This window comes from Fodinibius sp. GM21 (assembly GCF_058386955.1).
Genome location: NZ_JBYEIQ010000002.1, coordinates 576,972 through 594,459 on the forward strand (window position 1 = coordinate 576,972; position 17,488 = coordinate 594,459).

The window sequence follows — 17,488 nt, forward strand, 5'->3', positions numbered from 1 at the left end:
AGTTGTTAAAGTCGATTAACGGCTTTTTTAAATTCGTTACCTCGGTGTTCATAGTTGTCGTACATATCAAAAGAGGAGCATGCCGGACTTAGAAGAACAACTTCACCGCGCTTTGCTACCTCCTTGGCTGATCGAACTGCGCTGTTCATATTTTCAACGGTTTTAAAATTGGGAACGACGGATTTCAGTTGTTCCTCAATCATTGGCCGGGCTTCGCCTATCGCAATAATAGTGTGTACTTTTTCGCGGATCTGTTCAGCCAACTCGGAGTAATCATTCCCTTTGTCACGTCCGCCTAGAATGATAGTCATGGGGACATCAAAGCTGTCAAGGGCATACCATACGGCATTGATATTGGTAGCCTTGCTGTCGTTGATGTATTTTACCCCGTTAACGGTCCGTACTAATTCAAGACGATGTTCCACGCCTTCAAAAGTGCGAAGGCTTTCACGGATAACATCACTTTTAATCTCGGAAGCACGAGCGGCTAGTGCCGTAGCAAGTCCATTGCTCAAGTTATGCTTACCAGAAAGTTTAACTTCACGAGTTGGCATTAGTACCTCTTCTTCTTTGTTTATTTTTAATATGATGTTCTGATTTCGTACAAAAGCTCCATCTGTTTCTGAAAGATCTTTGCTGGTTGAAAAGGGTAGAAGCCTTGGTGCATCTTCTTTTTTTTTAAGTGAATCTACATGTCCGGCAATGGTTGGATCATCATGGTTATAAATAAACCAGTCGTCCCCGGTTTGGTTTTCAATAATTCGAAATTTTGATTTTGTATAGCTCGAAAAATCATAATCATATCGATCCAGATGATCAGCCGTAATATTTAACAACACACTTACATGTGGATGGAAACTATCTATATGGTCTAGCTGAAAACTGCTAACCTCCAGCAAGGCCTCGTTTTTCTCTGATGATTGATCAACCTTGTCCGAGAATGCATATCCAATATTACCGGCAGTAACATGTTCACGACCGGCTATTTCCCAGGTATGATCCAGCCAATTCGTTACCGTTGTTTTACCATTGCTGCCGGTGACCGCCACAATCGAACTCTTGTTAAACCAGCTGGCTATTTCGATCTCGGAAAAAACTTCTCTTCCATCATTTAGATACTTCTGCACTAAAGGAGCTTCTGTAGGTACACCGGGACTGATAGCTAAAAAAGCCCCTCCTTCAGCTTTGTGCGTATGTCCGTTTTCTTCAAAATCGATATTCAGTTTGTTCAGTTTTTCCTTCACAGAATCGGCAATAGCCCCGTGATCAGTCACAAATACATTCGCTCCCTTTCGCTTTAGCAGCGATGCCACAGCCAGGCCGCTACGGGCGGCTCCCACAACGACGATATGTTTGTTTGCAATTTCTTTCATCGCAGCTTGAGGGTTAAAAGGCTAAGAATTCCAAGGAGTACAGCAATAATCCAAAAGCGAATTACAATTTTAGATTCAGGTAGTCCCTTTTTCTCAAAGTGATGGTGGATCGGCGTCATTAAGAAGACCCGTTTCCCCTCACCGAATTTTCGTTTCGTATATTTGAAATAGGTTGTTTGGATAATTACAGAAACGGTTTCGACAAAAAATATTCCACAAATTATTGGTAATAACAGTTCTTTATGTAGCATGAGGGCTAAAGCTCCAAAAGATCCGCCCAGCGCCAGCGACCCGGTATCCCCCATAAACACAGAGGCGGGATGAGCATTGTACCACAGAAATCCCATGCAGGCACCAACTAATGATGCGGCGAATATGGTTAGCTCTCCGGCTCCCGGTAAGTACATGATATCAAGGAAGTCCGAGAAGTCGGTTCGACCGGATACATAGGCAAAAATACCAAGTATTAGTCCCGCAATGGCAGATGTGCCTGCTGCAAGACCATCAAGACCGTCTGTCAGGTTCACGGCATTGCTTACAGCTGTTATCACAAAAATGACCATGGGAATGTAGATAACCCAGCCGAGTGCTTCACCCAACACAGCGTAATCGATATTGACATTCTTTAGGAATGGTACCGTAGACAGCGTATTGAAATCCTGAAACTCCGGCCAAAAATAAAGGGTGAGACCGAGCAATAAGCCCACGGTAATTTGTCCTGCCACTTTGAGCCTGCCACTTAAACCTGACTTATCTTTCTTGACGACTTTTATATAGTCATCAGCAAAGCCAACGACCCCCAGAATGAGCGTAACTAGGATAATCATCCAGGTATAAATACTGTCCATCTTCATCCAGAAAGCAGCCGGAATAAGGATCGCCAACAAGATAATCAAACCTCCCATCGTAGGGGTATGTGCCTTGCCAAGATGCGTGTCCAGCCCAATATCTTCGCGGATCACTTCGCGCAACTGCATTTTTTCGAGCCATTCGATAATGCGTCGGCCAATCATAACGCTGATAAATAAGGCCATAGCTGCAGCAATAGCGGCCCGGGTTGTAATAAATTCAAATGCACCGAAACCCGGCGGCTGATAGTTCATTTCTAACCAATGTAAAAGTTCGTATAGCATCAGGTATCCTCATTTTTAGGATTCATGTTCCTGTTGCCTAATGCTGTCCGGGCAATAGCGCGATCATCAAAATCTTGACGTTCACCTGCAACTTCCTGATAGGTTTCGTGCCCTTTGCCGGCAATTAAAATCATAGTATTTGCATCTGCATTCGTAATAGCTTGTTCGATAGCTTTTTTACGATCAGTAATGCGGGTAATGGATTCAGGGTTATTAAACCCTTTCATTATTTCGTCAATAATGGCATCGGGATCTTCGTTGCGAGGATTATCGGAAGTGACCGTGATTTTATCGCCATATGTTTCAGCGATTGCTGCCATTTTTGGCCGTTTTGTTTTATCGCGATTGCCTCCGCATCCAAAAATAATATGCAGTACATGGCCTTCGGTTTTGATGTCGGCCAGTGTGGAGGCCACATTTTCCAATGCATCGGGGGTATGGGCATAATCCACCAGTACTACGGGATTTTTATCTTTACCGGAATCTTCAACCCGTTCCAACCTGCCGGCAGCTCCGGAAGAAGCTTCCAATGCCTTTTTTACTTCATCATTTTCATACCCCATTGAGCGACATATCAAAAACGCCTGACTTAAGTTATAAGCGTTGAAAGTACCTATTAATGGACTTTCAATAATGATTTTTCCGATACGGACGACCAGGCCATCCATCGTATTTGAAAGTACCTGGCAATCAACTTCAAGAGCCTTATTAAAACTGAAATCAATGATACGGGCAGTGCAGTCCATTGCAATAAAATTGGCATAATCGTCGTCCCCGTTAATAACAGCCGTTGCATCGGGATCAAGATTATCAAATAGTATCTTTTTTGATTTTGCATATGATTTCAGATCAACGTGATAATCAAGGTGATCGTGGCTCAGGTTGGTGAATGCGGCAACCTGGAAATCAACGCCATTAACCCGTTGTTGATCAAGTGCATGTGATGAAACTTCCATCACCAAGTGGGTTGTTCCGGTTTTGACCATTTGAGCCGTATCGCCGGCTAATTCTATGGGATCTGATGTGGTAAGGTTACTTTCCTTCTCTTGGTCGCCGATGCGTTTTGCAATCGTTCCCAATAGAGAGGGCTTGGCCCCAAGTTTTTTCAGTGTCTGGTAAACAAGGTTGGCAACCGTTGTTTTACCGTTGGTTCCCGTTATGCCAATGAGCGTCAATTTATTGGCAGGATTGTCATAAAATGCCTGTGCGAGTGGCCCAATCAGTGAACGGGTATCCGGGACTTCAACAACGCAGATCTCTTCATCAGAATAAAACTGATCTTCGCAAATAATTAGGGAAGCGCCATTGGAAATGGCATCATCAATAAAGGAGTGACCGTCAACCTGAAACCCCTTAATGGCAATAAATACGTCACCGGGATCAACCTTTCGGGAATCCTGGCGAAGCATACCGATGCTATTCGGTTCCGGACCGGAGACCTCAGTAGGTTTACAAAGTGATATGAGATTATCTAATGTCACTCGGTTGACTTATTTGCTGTCAGTGATTCAAGTGGTTTTGCTTTGCCGCGGATCGTAACGGTTCGTCCCTGTTTCATCATATCCCCGGGACGTGGGAATTGCGTATATATTGTTCCTGATCCTATTATTTCAGTATCAAAACCGCGGTTATTTAAAAGTACCATTGCTTTTCGCATGCTCATTCCACCTACATCAGGAATTAGAGAATATCCATCTGGCAACTCTTGCACTTTTGTTTCAGCAATGGTGTTGGATAGCGTCAATATTATCTTGTCACTCGCTTTTAATTCTGTACCACTTTCTGGCTGTTGTTCTGTGATCCAATCGCCATTGCCCTGCAGTTTGTACGACACCTGTTGTTTCTGTAACAGCGCCTTGGCATCTTTTTTTGTTAATCCTTTAAGGTTAGGAGCAAGTGCCCATACCTCATCTTCTTGCTCCTTTTGCAGAATATGTTTTTCAATTTCATTATCCAGTCCCGCAATACGCTTGGCTGTTTTTCTGAAAATAGGTCCCGCAGTTACGCCACCGTATGGCGGATAGGTATCGGGATCATCAAGCACGATTAGGCAGACGTATTTGGGATCTTCAGCGGGAAATACGCCTACGAACGAAGAGCGATATTCGTTGCGGTATCGTCCGTCGATATATTTCTGTGCCGTACCGGTTTTGCCTACGATAGAAAGCCCGTCAACCTGGGCATATTCAGCAGTACCCGAATCACTCACCACTTCTTTGAAAATAGGATACAGCTTTTTAATGGTTGACTCCTCGGCAATTTTTCGTACGGGTACCGGATTTTGTTTCTGAACGACTTGGTCTTGGCCGTTGGTAATCTTTTCTACTAAATAGGGACGCATCATTGTTCCTTCATTTGCAAAAGCAGCATATGCTTGTGCAAGCTGGATGGGAGTAGCTTGAACTTCGTATCCAATTGACATCCAGGGAAGGGTAACCTGACTCCATTCGTACGGTTTCGGAAGCCGTCCGCTCTCTTCGTTGGGAAGATCAATATTTGTAAGGGTACCAAAGCCAAGATTACGCGCATATTGGTAAAACGCATCTTTTGACAGGCGCATTGCGATTCGGGCTGTGGCCACATTTGATGATTTTTGAATCACTTCGGGGAACGAAAGGGTTCCCATCGGTTCATGGTCGCGCATCCATTGCCCGTGTATTAGGGTTTTTCCGTTTTCGGGTGTCTCAAACTGCTCATCAAACTGCACCTTGTCTTGTTCGACAGCAGCTATGGATGTAACGAGTTTAAAAGTAGAGCCGGGCTCGATCATATCCGAGATCGCAAAGTTCCTGCGGTTCTTGCTGTTAAGGGAGGCAGGATTATTGGGATTGAATGTGGGATAATTAGCCATCGCTTTAATGGCTCCTGTTTTGGGATCCATAACAATAGCGGAACCGCTGGCGGATCTGGTTTTGTCAATCCCGGCTTTAAGTTCTTCTTCTAAAATGGCTTGGATGTGTGAATCAATGGTGGTGTGCAGCGAATGCCCTTGTTGCGGTTGCTTTCGAGGCGCTCCCAAGTAAGCATAAATATTTCCGTTTCGGTCCCGACGGACCTGTTGTACTCCGTCTTCACCTCTAAGCTGGTCGTCATACTCTTTTTCAAGACCCGTCATGCCGTCGAGGTCATAATTTACAAACCCAAGGGTATGGGCTGCCAATGTCCCAAAATTGTACTTTCGCTTGTATTCCTCTTCAAGGATGACGCCCCGAATATTTAGTTGACGGAGAGCTTGATGTGCTTCAGTATCAATACTTTTATTTAAAACTACATATCGTGATCTTTTGGGGGCTTGCTTAATTTTTTGCTGATAAAATCTTGAGGATCTACTAGTATATTTGGCAAGCGTATCGCAGGTTTGACCGACTTGCGCATTGGTCAGTCCATCTACTTTAGGATCGATAGCCGCTTTATAGACTACACTGTTGGTGGCAAGTAAACTGCCATCCTGGTCGTATATATTGCCTCGTTGTGCCGGTATGGAGATATAGTCAATAGCCTGTTCATTCCAAAGGTTACGTAGCTCATCCCCTTCCACAAAATTGACGCGGAAAAGCTGCAGTCCTATGGCGAACGGTATCAATAGTACCAAGCCAAAGGCCATAAACATACGGTTTAATATGGCAGAACGAGTATTTTGCATCTATTTTTCCACCTCGATTACTTTTTCAGCTGGTCCCCCATTAATGAAACCTGCTTCTTGAGCATTTTCATAAATTTCGGCCGGACCAATCATCCGATCATAAATAAGTTTATAGTCGGTATGCATTCGATGAACGCGATTATATTCGGCCTCAAGCTGATTGACTTCACGGAGCAGTTGCTGAGTAGCGAATACGTGATTGAGATAAAGAATGCCCAATCCTCCCAGCAGGATAGCCCCAACGATTACTTTCCAGGGTTTAAGTTTGGGAAAGGATACTCCCTTTTTCTTTTTGGCTGATCCATTAATTCGCTTATTCTTTTTTGGTCCGTTTACAAGGATACGGTTGGACGAACGAGATGAATTTTTGTCATTAGATCGCCGATTCTTTTTAACCTTATCTTTTTTCATCGGAGATTTTATAAGCATATCAATTCACCTCCTGTACTTCTATTTTCTGGGCAACACGCATCTTTGCACTTCTTGCTGCAGGATTTTTTTCAATTTCTTCTTCGCTGGGACGTATAATTCCGCCAGAAATTTCTTCAATGGGAGTTAGCGGGTTGCCGTAGAAGTCTTTCTCAATTTTGCCCTCATGATTGCCGGCTTTAAAAAACCTCTTAACGATACGGTCTTCCAGCGAGTGATAACTGATGGCAACAATGCGTCCATCCATTTTAAGTACGTCAAGCGATTGCTCGAGTACTTTACGCAGCATATCGAGCTCGCGGTTAACTTCAATTCGAATTCCCTGAAAAACGCGGGCCACACTTTTGATCTGATATTGCCCCTTAACTACGGCCTCCACGGCATTGCGGAGTTCAGTCGTGGTTTCGATGGGGCGCCGGTCAATAATTTCACTTGCGATCTTACGGCTATTGCGTTCTTCGCCATAGTGATAAATGACATCGCGCAGATCTTCATAGGAGTATTCGTTTACCACCTGGTATGCTGTAATACCGCGGAGATTACTCATGCGCATATCGAGCGGACCTTCTTCTTGGAATGTAAATCCGCGCTCGGCTTCTTTTATTTGATGTGTTGAGAGTCCTAGATCAAGAAGGATTCCGGCTACCTCCCCATGAAGTTCTGGGGGTAATAGCCTGGAGAGATAACCGAAATTGCCTTTTATGGAAGAAAATCGTTTGTCGTCGCCAATACGTGCACTTGCTGCTGCAAGAGCTTCGTCATCCTGATCAATGCCAATAAGCTGAGCGTCGTTATTTAGGTGAGATAACAATGCCAGGCTGTGTCCACCACCGCCAAGCGTAGCATCGATATAGATCCCGCTGGAATCCGTTATCAAATACTCTACGGATTCTTCCAGCAGTACCGGTTGATGCTCATGATATGTATCATTGTTCGTCATTATGGTTGTCATCGTCACCCATCACGCGCTCAAAAAGTTCTTGGTACGATTCGAAATCGAGGCCGGAATCAATTTCATCCAGTTTTTCGGGCGACCATATCTCGATACGTTCGCCGCTACCGATAAAAATGGCTTTGCCATCAATGCCGGCCCAGTCTGTTAATTGTGAAGGGAGAGGAATGCGATTCTGATTATCGAGGTTAACATCTTCTGCAAAACGCAGGAAATTACGCTTAACTGTGCGACCCTCTTTTGTAAAGCTGTTGATCTGGGAGAGTTGATTCTCTACTTTCTGCCATTCATCCTCTGGGTAGAGATAAAGGCAGGGTTCAAGACCTCTTAAAATAGTAAAGCGCTCTTGTGCCTGGGGGTTGAGGGCTTTACGCAGTTTAGCCGGGAAGCTAACGCGTCCTTTATTATCAACACTATGTTCGTATTGACCCTTGAAACTTGGCATATGAACCCCAGAATTAACAGCAAATATTATCGAATTCGACAAGTGGATTTAGAACTCCCACATTCTCCCACTTCACCCCACAATGTACCCCTAAAGGATGTAATTTGTCAAGCACTTATTAAAGAAAGGTATAGAAATTAGCTCGGCTGACTATTAGATAGCGCACAATCCTAAGGAAAAGTGTTGTTCTATTTATTTAAAAGCACTTTTGGTTGATTGTTTAGGCAAAAAATATCGAAGTATTATAAAATGGGGAAGGTGTGGTAGAGTGTGGTAGGGATTATCAAGATATCGGCCGGTGGGTTTGTTATGATGACAGCCAAAAAAATAAAAAGGGACCGATCTTCCGACCGGTCCCCTTGTTAACAGAGTTGACTACCCCAATAGCCACTCTATCATGTGGTAACTCGCTGTATGTAGATGTATAATTTCTCCCTTAGCGGGTATTTGAATGTCCTTCGTCCGTAGCGTTATTAATAAGGTTCATCTTCTCTTGCAATTCTTGGCAAATGGTCTTCAACTCTTGTTTGAGAACGGTCTTATTATTTTGCTTTTCCATAATGTGTATTTTCTCTGTGAAAGTTGGTTGTTAAGAACATTCTGTCTTGTGTCTGTGACCATGTTATTGAATGCGTGGATAAAAAACAGGTATTTAAGAGCAATCTAACCTTGGTTAAAAACTCTTATAAAATGTTGATTAGTATTAGGTTATTTGATTTGCAGTTTTGATAATGTCGCTCAGAACACCCGACGCGGTAACTTCTTTGCCGGCACCCGGGCCTTGAATAACGAGAGGGGTTTCATTATAAAAATCTGAAAAGATCTGAATAAGGTTATCGGTTCCCTTTAGCTGTCCGAGTGGAGAATCTTTTGGGACAGATTCAATACCGATCGAAATATTTCCATTTTTTAGTGTGCCTGTGTATCGCAGGGTTTCCTTCCGATCTTTTGCTGCCTGAATACGTTGTTTCCATTCGCTGTCGTAATCCGGTAATTTTTCTAAAAAGGTTTTCCCAGCAACGTTTTTTAACCCTTTTGGAATTAGCGATTCCACTTGCAGCTCTTCTCGCTCTATGGTGATGCCCAGTGTACGTGCCAGCGTCAAGAATTTGCGCGCCACATCTTCTCCGGATAAGTCATCGCGCGGATCAGGTTCGGCATAGCCTTTTTCGCGGGCATCAATAATGGCTTTGCTAAATGGTACACCCTTTTCAAGCTGACTAAACAGGTAAGTCATCGTACCGGAAACAACTCCCGATATTTTAGAAATCTGCTCACCCGTGGATTGCATATTATTGATGGTGGAAATAACGGGCAATCCGGCACCGACGGTTGTTTCATATCTAAAAGAGTTGTTGTGTTTTTGTGATATATTTTGCAGCTCATCAAAGAATGATTGCTCAAAGGTGTTGGCCAATTTACTGGGAGTAACAACGTGGATTCCGTTGGCAAGTAGCTTTGGGTATAGTCGGGCTACTTCTTCACTGCCAGTGGCATCTACAAAAATTAGGTTTCTATGTTTATTTTTTATGAGTTGCTTCAGTAGAACATCCCATTTTGTTTGCCTGGCATCATCCCAGTTAAACGCTGTACCCAAGTCGATTCCATCCATATTCCATAGCATTTTGCGACTGTTGCATGTACCTATCAATTGAAATTGAATATCGGTGGTGTCCAATTCATTAAGTTGGTCCAAAAGTGTTTTTCCGACTGCTCCGGTGCCTGCTATAAAAAGATCAACAACGGGCTTTGATTTGGAAATTGCATTGTTAATTAAACGTGCTGCCTTGCGGGCGTCATCTTCAGGCAATAAAAAGGAAATGAATCGCTCATCATGGTTCCGTTCGGTGTGTAATGGTTGGATGTTATTTTTATCGAGTAGTGAAATGATGTGTCCGGATAGGTTCTTACCTTTATTAAACTGATTGCTGAACTTTTTTAGCTTATATAGATTGTCATCAAGGTTAAAGAGCGTATTTTGATTTGCTGCCCATGTAGAAAGCTGCTCTTTAATAGTTGCAAAAAAAGATTGCTTAAGTAAAAATCGAGCAGCCTCAAATTCGGTTTTTTGAGAAAACGCTATGGGTTTGGCATCGGGATTTCCGGCGCTCCATTCATGTAACTTCACAAAAAGATCATATGCGTGCTTTTGGTCAATTTGTAATCTTACAAACGGGCCGGTAATGGTGATCGTCTTGAGCGATCCATTGGTGTTAAAATCGGAGGTAATGAGGGTTCCGGGATGTTCGGGATTGTAGCTATTTTTTACTAACACAGTAGTTTTTTTGTTTTGGAGAGGTTCAATTGTTTTGGGATGGATGACGCGAGCGCCGTGAGATGAGAGCTCAGCAATATCACCAAAGCTGAGCTGTTCAATGGATTCTGCATCCGGCACCCACTTTGGATCGGCTGTGAGAACACCGTCTACATCAGTCCAAATTTCAAGATGTTCGGCATCAAGAGCATCAGCAATAAGTCCGGCCGAGTAGTCGGAGCCTGACCGACCGAGCGTAGTAATTTCTTGCTGATTGTTGGAGCCAATAAAACCGGTAATTACAGGTACTGTTTTTGAATGCCGAAGAAATTTTTGAATCCGTTTACGGGTGGCATCGCGTTGTACTTTAGCTTTACCGAATGTAGAATCGGTTTTAATAAAGTGGGAGGCTTCGTACGATACTGAATCAATGTTGCCTTCAGATAGTGCAGCTGCAAAAATTAGTGCGGATGCACGTTCACCAATCGACAAGATGCGATCTTTCCACGCATTATGGTTATTGTTTTGTAAATCAGTGTTTTCAAGCGTCATTCTTAGTTCCCCGAAAAGGTCCTGCAACTCCGTCCGCTTGGGATGTCCCGGAGATGCCAATTCGTCAAATATGCGTCGGTGATGAGTTTCAAGCTCATTCAAGATTCGGTATGACACATGATTGTTCTTGTGATACCGGTCGGCCAGTTCAATCAGTTTATTTGTAACGCCGCCCATAGCTGACACAACTACAACAGGATGTGCTTTCTGCATTCGTTCACTTACAATTTGGACTGATTGCCGGATCAATGTTGCATTCTTTAACGAAGAACCGCCGAATTTGAGAGTAAGTGTTTTTTGATATGACATTTCCATTTAAACTGATTGTTCTGAAAGTTCTGTTTGCAATGATTTTACAATGGGATTTAATTGCCCGAACTCGATTAAAAAAGCATCATGACCGTGCGGAGAAGAAATCTCCTGGTAACGTCCGTTTGGTAATAGGTTGGCCAATTGCCTGCATTCTTCTGCCGGATAAAGCATGTCGCTGTCAATGCCGACCACAATAATTGGGATGGTCAATGCCGCAAGTGTTTCTTGAATCCGGGGCCGGCTTCGCCGGATATCATGAGAATCCATGGCCTGAGTTAGTCGTACATAAGAGACCGCATCAAACCGATCAACGAGTTTTTCTCCCTGATAGTTGAGATACGATTCTACTTCGTATTGGGATTTTCCATCTTGTAATTGCCGCCCGAATTTTTCATCAAAATCAGAAGGATGCCGGTAACTATTCATTGCAATCATACGTGCCAGTGCCAACCCTTTCTTGGGAGGATGTTCTTCGGAATAAAATCCATTATTCCAGTTAGGATCATTGTAAATAGCCTGCCGTTGAGTATGACTGATTCCAATTGCCCAGGGACGATGCTTTTCACCCATTCCAATAAGAACAGCTGATTGCGGACGATCATCTGTAATGGACCACTCCAGCGCTTGCATACCGCCCATCGACCCACCAATAACCAATTCCACGCCAGTGATTCCGAGTTCGTTGAGAAGTTGCTGCTGGAGTCTTACGATGTCACGAATAGTTACTTGTGGAAAATCAGCCCGATATGGTTTACCGGTATTGGGATGGATGGAAGTAGGACCACTTGACCCATAGCAGCTGCCCAATACATTGGGACAGATAATGAAATACTCCTCCGGGTCGAGCGCTTTGTTCGGGCCGAAAATTCCATCAAACCAAATGTCAGCGGAAGTATTTCCGGTAAGGGCGTGACAAATCAGAATAGCATTGTCACGTTCAGCATTCAGCTCGCCCCACGTTTGATATGCTATCGTCGGATTGGGAATCGTATCCCCGCCCTCGATGACAAACGGTTTTTTAAAAGTATGTGATTGCTTGTTGCTCATGTTAAAAAGTGTCATCCTGGGATTGTTTTCAAAAATCCACCGGATGGTAAATTCAGCCATCCGATGGGTATCGTTATTTATGCCGTTTGCTTGATTTTGCTAAATGCGATTTCGAAGTCTTCTTTAATATCATCGATATGCTCGATGCCCACTGAAACCCGAATCAGGTCCGGTTCTACACCACTGGACGCCTGTTCTTCTGCGCTAAGCTGTTGATGTGTAGTGGATGCGGGATGGATGACGAGGGTTTTTGCATCCCCCACATTGGCCAGGTGACTAGCAACCTCAACGTTTTCGATGAATGTTCGGGCAGACTCAAATCCGCCTTTGACGCCGAAGGTTAGAACAGCCCCAAATTTACCATCATTCAGATATTTTTTAGCTCGTTCGTGATAGGGATGATCTTTGAGTCCGGTGTAGTTTACCCAATCCACAACATCTTGCTTACGAAGCCACTTGGCCAGCGCAAGCGCATTTTCGCAGTGACGTTCGGTGCGCAGCGATAGAGTTTCGAGACCTTGTAACAATAAGAAGCTGTTGAATGGGGAGGGTGCAGATCCGAAATCACGCAATGCTTCTACGCGGGCACGAATAGCAAAAGCGATGTTTCCAAAGGGACTATCGGGGCCAAATGTTTCCCAGAAATTAAGGCCGTGATAAGCAGGGGAAGGTTCCGTAAACACCGGAAAATTGCCATTGCCCCAGTTAAAGTTTCCGGCATCGACAATAACGCCTCCAATACTGGTACCATGTCCGCCGATCCATTTAGTGGCCGACTCGGTTACAATATTTGCTCCATGTTCAATGGGACGTACAATAGATCCTCCTGCACCAAAGGTGTTGTCGACGATAAGGGGGATGCCGTGTTTTTGAGCCAGGGCCGAAAGTCCCTTAAAATCCGGTACATTTCCTCGGGGATTACCAATTGATTCCACATAAATAGCCTTGGTATTTTCGTCTATTTCTGCAGCGTAACTTTCTATCTTGTCATCTTCAACAAAATTGACGTCAATACCCAGCCGCGGGAGGGTAACTTTGAACTGGTTATAGGTCCCTCCATACAGGAAGCTGGTGGAAACAATATTATCGCCGGCTTGGGCGATTGTAGCGATGGTCATAAATTGGGCCGATTGCCCTGAAGCCGTAGCAACAGCTGCTGCACCCCCTTCCAGTGCTGCAATTCTTTTTTCAAAGACATCGCTGGTGGGATTCATAATCCGGGTATAAATATTGCCGAATTCTTTTAAACCAAAGAGATCAGCCGCGTGATCGGTATCATCAAACTCGTACGAGGTGGTTTGATAAATAGGAACGGCGCGTGACCCGGTAGTAGGATCGGGTTCCTGGCCGGCGTGGAGTTGCAGTGTTTCAAATTTTAGATTGCGTTCTTCTTTTCCGTTAGTACTCATGGTGTTCGTTATTTATGGTTATGTGATTTTGTAATTAATATCCTATTTCAAATAAAAAAGCCTCTTCCAGGATCTTGCACCGGTTGGGCAAAGATCTCAGAAGAGGCTTGTACATACTCACCATGAGTATGGCCTTTTCTCTCATCTTTCCCCGTAAACCGGAGCAGGAAGTGGCACCTTTTTCCCGCACTGTTAAATGCAGGACGGTTGCCAAAGCGTCTTCGGGCCTGATCCCTCAGCTTTTCTGGATAAGAGTGCTCACTAAATCAAAAGAACAATCGTATAGAAACTAGAAAAACCCTTCGGGATCTGCCGAAGGGCTTTGAATCTGTTTCACAAGAGTAAAACGAATCAGTCCTCCGGTTGCAGGTGCGGCATACACATGCACATACAACAGAGACGACAAATATGGTTTTCGATTCGTTTCATATCTTGGTTTTTAAATTTCAAATTATAACATAATCGATTATCAGTTTTGATACAAGTATCAATTTATCGTACGGATACTGAATCAACATTCACATAAAAGTCCTTATCGATTTTAAAGTCTCCAATATTTTTAAGAGCAAGATTACTCCGTTTCCATCGATCTGATGAGGGATATATAAATGTATAGCTCCCATTGGTTAAAGTGACTTTCAGGGGCATATCAAAATGAGTGACATCGGCTTTCCACCGGTAATACAGTACATCATTTTTGATGTAATATTGGAAGGTGGGGATGTCGGCATAGTGTACGTATTGATCGAAAACGTCATCCAGATCTTCGCCCGATTGTTCGATGACATAACGCTCGATTTGGTCGGCAGTCACAATTTGATGACGAAATTCTTTTTGAATACCGCGGAGAATGTTTTTCCAGGTTGAATCATTATCCACAATCTGACGAATCATGTGCAGCATGTTGTGTCCTTTGTAGTACATATCTCCGGACCCTTCGTTATTTAAGCCATATTTCCCGGTCATCGGGCTTTTATTTTTAATGCGATCCCGCAATCCCCGGCTGTATTCGGCGGCCGCTTCCTCTCCAAATCGACATTCGGTATAAATGGATTCGGCATAGCTGGTGAAGCCTTCGTGAACCCACATGTCAGCCACATCGTTAGTGGTGATGTTGTTGCCCCACCACTCATGAGCGGCTTCGTGAATGATGATGAAGTCCCATTTGAGTCCCCATCCGGTGCCGGAAAGATCGGTCCCTTTGTATCCACGTTGATAGTTATTGCCATAGGCCACCGCACTTTGGTGTTCCATTCCCAAGTGCGGGGTTTCCACTAATTTAAAACTGTCTTCATAAAAGGGGTAAGGTCCAAACCAATCTTCAAAACACTGCATCATTGGTTTGACTTGTTGAAATTGTTCTTTTGCTTTTTCCAGGTTGTGTTCCAATACCCAGTAGCTTAGATCGAGTTCGCCGTTTTTTCCCTCATAAGTATCTTTAAAATTTACATAATTGCCGGCATTTACGGCTACATTGTAGTTGTTTATTGGATTGGATACGAACCAGCTCCAAGTGGTCATGCCATTATTATGGCGGGTAGTGTCACGCAGACGTCCGTTTGAGACATTTTTAATTTCACTGGGTACGGTAATATTAATGCTCATGCTGTCGGGTTCTGCCGACTGATGATCCCTGGTGGGCCACCAGACACTTGCACCCAGTCCCTGGTTGGCTGTTGCGATCCATGGGTTACCGAGTGAATCCTGTTCCCAAACAAAACCACCATCCCAGGGCGCATTTATAGCTACTTTTGGCTTGCCCTGATAATAAACTGAGATGGTATAAAGCGAATCTTTTGATAGGTTATCGGGCATGTCCACCATATAAACGTAACTATTTTTAACACGGTTAAAGTCGAGGCTTTGACCGTTTTGTTTTATCTGGTCGATGCTAAGCGGATCTTGCAGGTCAATTTGCATACGCTTTGGTTCTTTGGTAACGCGATAGGTGATATTGTTATATCCAGTTATGGAAGAGTCCTCCGGCTGGATCGTGACATTTAAATCGTAATAGACGACATCCCACCAGCCGCGTTCGGCGGTGATTGAACCGCGAAGAGAATCTTTCTTCGTAGCGAGTACGCCGGAGTCTTGAGCAAATGCCGGAGAAGAAAAAGATAGGGTCAAGACGGTAAAAAGAAGGAATGATATTTTTAAGAAATAAGACATAGTAGTAGATATAATTTCAACGGCTATTCTGGGTGACATATTAGGTATTGATCAATACCCGTAATGCCGCACGCGGCTGGGATCTTCACGCCACTTTTCACGCACTTTTACATGGAGATCCAAGTATACCTTTTTGCCTACAAAATCCTCGATTACCTCTCGTGCATTTTTTCCCAGTTTTTTTATGGCCTTTCCGCCTTTGCCAATTAGTATTCCTTTTTGCGAATTGCGATTCACAATAATATCGGCACTAATGTAATCAAGGTCATCGCGTTCATCATACTGGACGATATCAATAGTAGAGGAATACGGGATTTCCTGGTGGTAAAGTAAAAACAATTGTTCGCGAACCATTTCAGCCACAAAAAAGCGCACCGGCTGCTCGCTTAGCATATCCTTGGGATAGAAGGGAGGCCCCGGTTTAATATTATCTTCGATATTATCCATAAGGTTTTGAAGCCCTTTTCCGTTAAGAGCCGAGACAAAAAAGGTATCGTCAAAATCGAATTCATCCTCGATTTTACGAGCAACACCTTCAGCTTCCTGATCGGTGACTTTGTCAATTTTATTGATGATCAGAAATATTTGCTTGTTCTTCATGGAGGAGAACATCTTGTAAATACGTCCCGGGATGTTGTGATCCTTTACATCAACAATTAAAAGCAGGATATCGGCATCGGTCCGTGCACGATCAACCGTTTTCATCATCGCTTTCTGGAGTTCATACTTTGGATCGATGACTCCGGGGGTATCCAGGAAAATGATCTGCATATCTTCTTCGGAGTGAATCCCGATAATTTGATGACGGGTGGTCTGTGGTTTGTGCGTGGTAATCGAAATCTTGTTACCTAACAGACGATTCATCAAAGTAGATTTGCCGGCATTGGGTTTGCCCAAAATTGCTACGTAGCCCGAGCGATGTCCTTCAAAGTTTTCCATAGTACGTTATCAGTAATGGGAGTGGTTCCCGTAGTTAAAACTGTTAATTATTTGCCTTGTTCATAATATCCAAAAACTTTCTCACGGTCTCGTCAAGGCCATAAAATAAAGCTGAAGAAACTAAAGCATGTCCGATACTGACGTCATTCAGATAAGGGACCGTTGTAACTAGGGAATGCAGATTATTCAGGTTTAACCCATGTCCCGCGTTTACTTTCATGCCAAGATTATGAGCAAGTTCTGCTCCTTTCTTCAGTCGCTGCAACTCGGAATTTTTATCGGATTCTGTAGTTGTATTGGCATAGGTGCCGGTATGCAGTTCGATAGCATCGCTGCCCAGCTCGGCTGCCAGTTCAATATCTTCTTTGTTGGGATCCACAAATAAGCTTGTGGCAATATCGGTATCGGCATAAGCCGGGAACACTCGATCGCGAAAATCCTCGAACACCATTCTCATATTGAGACCACCTTCTGTAGTGAGTTCCTCTCGACTTTCGGGAACAAGTGTTACCAGTTCTGGATTTACATCCTTGCTGATGGTCAGCATTTCATCGGTGGCAGCCATCTCAAAATCGAGATCGCCGGTGACCGTTTCTTTTAGTCTATACACATCCTCTGTTTTAATATGACGTCGATCTTTGCGCAGGTGAAAGACGATACCGGAGGCACCTGCCTGTTCACAAACTTTGGCCGCTTCAGCAGGATCGGGATAGCCTTCCCCACGCGCATTGCGGAGGGTAGCAACGTGATCAACATTTACCAAGAGTTGCATCGTTGTAAAACACTTAATTTAAGGTTGTCTTTAAACCCTTAAATATAGATCATTTAAAG

General features: G+C 43.8%; 14 protein-coding genes and 1 riboswitch. All 14 genes read right to left on the reverse strand.

Annotated elements, in window-relative coordinates:
* Window positions 1-5: 5 nt before the first annotated feature.
* The 14 genes from murD to ACT3IB_RS06490 all read right to left on the reverse strand — a co-directional run bounded on the left by murD (window position 6) and on the right by ACT3IB_RS06490 (window position 17,429).
* Window positions 6-1,373, reverse strand: coding sequence for a UDP-N-acetylmuramoyl-L-alanine--D-glutamate ligase (gene murD / locus ACT3IB_RS06425; protein ID WP_491538179.1), 1,368 nt, complete (start codon window positions 1,371-1,373; stop codon window positions 6-8).
* Complete coding sequence (gene mraY / locus ACT3IB_RS06430) at window positions 1,370-2,506, reverse strand: phospho-N-acetylmuramoyl-pentapeptide-transferase (protein WP_491538180.1); 1,137 nt, start codon at window positions 2,504-2,506, stop codon at window positions 1,370-1,372. The genes murD and mraY overlap by 4 nt, the downstream gene beginning before the upstream one ends.
* Complete coding sequence (locus ACT3IB_RS06435; RefSeq protein ID WP_491538181.1) at window positions 2,506-3,987, reverse strand: UDP-N-acetylmuramoyl-L-alanyl-D-glutamate--2,6-diaminopimelate ligase; 1,482 nt, start codon at window positions 3,985-3,987, stop codon at window positions 2,506-2,508. Before ACT3IB_RS06435 ends, mraY begins: the two co-directional genes overlap by 1 nt.
* Window positions 3,984-6,149 carry a penicillin-binding transpeptidase domain-containing protein gene (locus ACT3IB_RS06440; RefSeq protein ID WP_491538182.1) on the reverse strand — a complete coding sequence of 722 codons (2,166 nt, stop codon included), beginning with the start codon at window positions 6,147-6,149 and terminating at the stop codon, window positions 3,984-3,986. Before ACT3IB_RS06440 ends, ACT3IB_RS06435 begins: the two co-directional genes overlap by 4 nt.
* The gene (locus ACT3IB_RS06445; protein WP_491538183.1) at window positions 6,150-6,560 is read right to left on the reverse strand and encodes a hypothetical protein; all 411 of its coding nucleotides are present in this window, start codon (window positions 6,558-6,560) and stop codon (window positions 6,150-6,152) included. It abuts the gene before it with no gap.
* 19 nt (window positions 6,561-6,579) lie between these two features.
* A complete protein-coding gene (rsmH, locus tag ACT3IB_RS06450; protein ID WP_491538184.1) occupies window positions 6,580-7,530 on the reverse strand; it encodes a 16S rRNA (cytosine(1402)-N(4))-methyltransferase RsmH in 951 nt (316 codons plus the stop codon).
* Window positions 7,505-7,975 (reverse strand): division/cell wall cluster transcriptional repressor MraZ, encoded by a 471-nt coding sequence (mraZ, locus tag ACT3IB_RS06455; protein WP_095606035.1) that lies wholly within the window; start codon window positions 7,973-7,975, stop codon window positions 7,505-7,507. Before mraZ ends, rsmH begins: the two co-directional genes overlap by 26 nt.
* Before the next feature lie 436 nt (window positions 7,976-8,411).
* Window positions 8,412-8,534, reverse strand: coding sequence for a hypothetical protein (locus ACT3IB_RS06460; protein WP_491538185.1), 123 nt, complete (start codon window positions 8,532-8,534; stop codon window positions 8,412-8,414).
* Window positions 8,535-8,678: 144 nt separating this feature from the next.
* Complete coding sequence (locus ACT3IB_RS06465) at window positions 8,679-11,090, reverse strand: aspartate kinase (protein ID WP_491538186.1); 2,412 nt, start codon at window positions 11,088-11,090, stop codon at window positions 8,679-8,681.
* Window positions 11,091-11,096: 6 nt separating this feature from the next.
* Entirely contained in the window at window positions 11,097-12,200 is a 1,104-nt protein-coding gene (gene metX, locus ACT3IB_RS06470; RefSeq protein WP_491538187.1) for a homoserine O-acetyltransferase MetX, read from the reverse strand.
* 17 nt (window positions 12,201-12,217) lie between these two features.
* Window positions 12,218-13,549, reverse strand: a complete 1,332-nt coding sequence (locus tag ACT3IB_RS06475) for an O-acetylhomoserine aminocarboxypropyltransferase/cysteine synthase family protein (RefSeq protein ID WP_491538188.1) — start codon at window positions 13,547-13,549, stop codon at window positions 12,218-12,220.
* A 138-nt stretch (window positions 13,550-13,687) separates the two neighbouring features.
* Window positions 13,688-13,804, reverse strand: a riboswitch (SAM riboswitch).
* A 237-nt stretch (window positions 13,805-14,041) separates the two neighbouring features.
* Window positions 14,042-15,757 (reverse strand): M1 family metallopeptidase, encoded by a 1,716-nt coding sequence (locus tag ACT3IB_RS06480; protein ID WP_491538189.1) that lies wholly within the window; start codon window positions 15,755-15,757, stop codon window positions 14,042-14,044.
* Window positions 15,758-15,769: 12 nt separating this feature from the next.
* On the reverse strand, window positions 15,770-16,657 hold the full coding sequence (gene era / locus ACT3IB_RS06485; RefSeq protein ID WP_491538190.1) for a GTPase Era: 888 nt from the start codon (window positions 16,655-16,657) through the stop codon (window positions 15,770-15,772).
* Between the two features lie 43 nt (window positions 16,658-16,700).
* Entirely contained in the window at window positions 16,701-17,429 is a 729-nt protein-coding gene (locus tag ACT3IB_RS06490; RefSeq protein WP_491538191.1) for a pyridoxine 5'-phosphate synthase, read from the reverse strand.
* Window positions 17,430-17,488 lie beyond the last annotated feature (59 nt).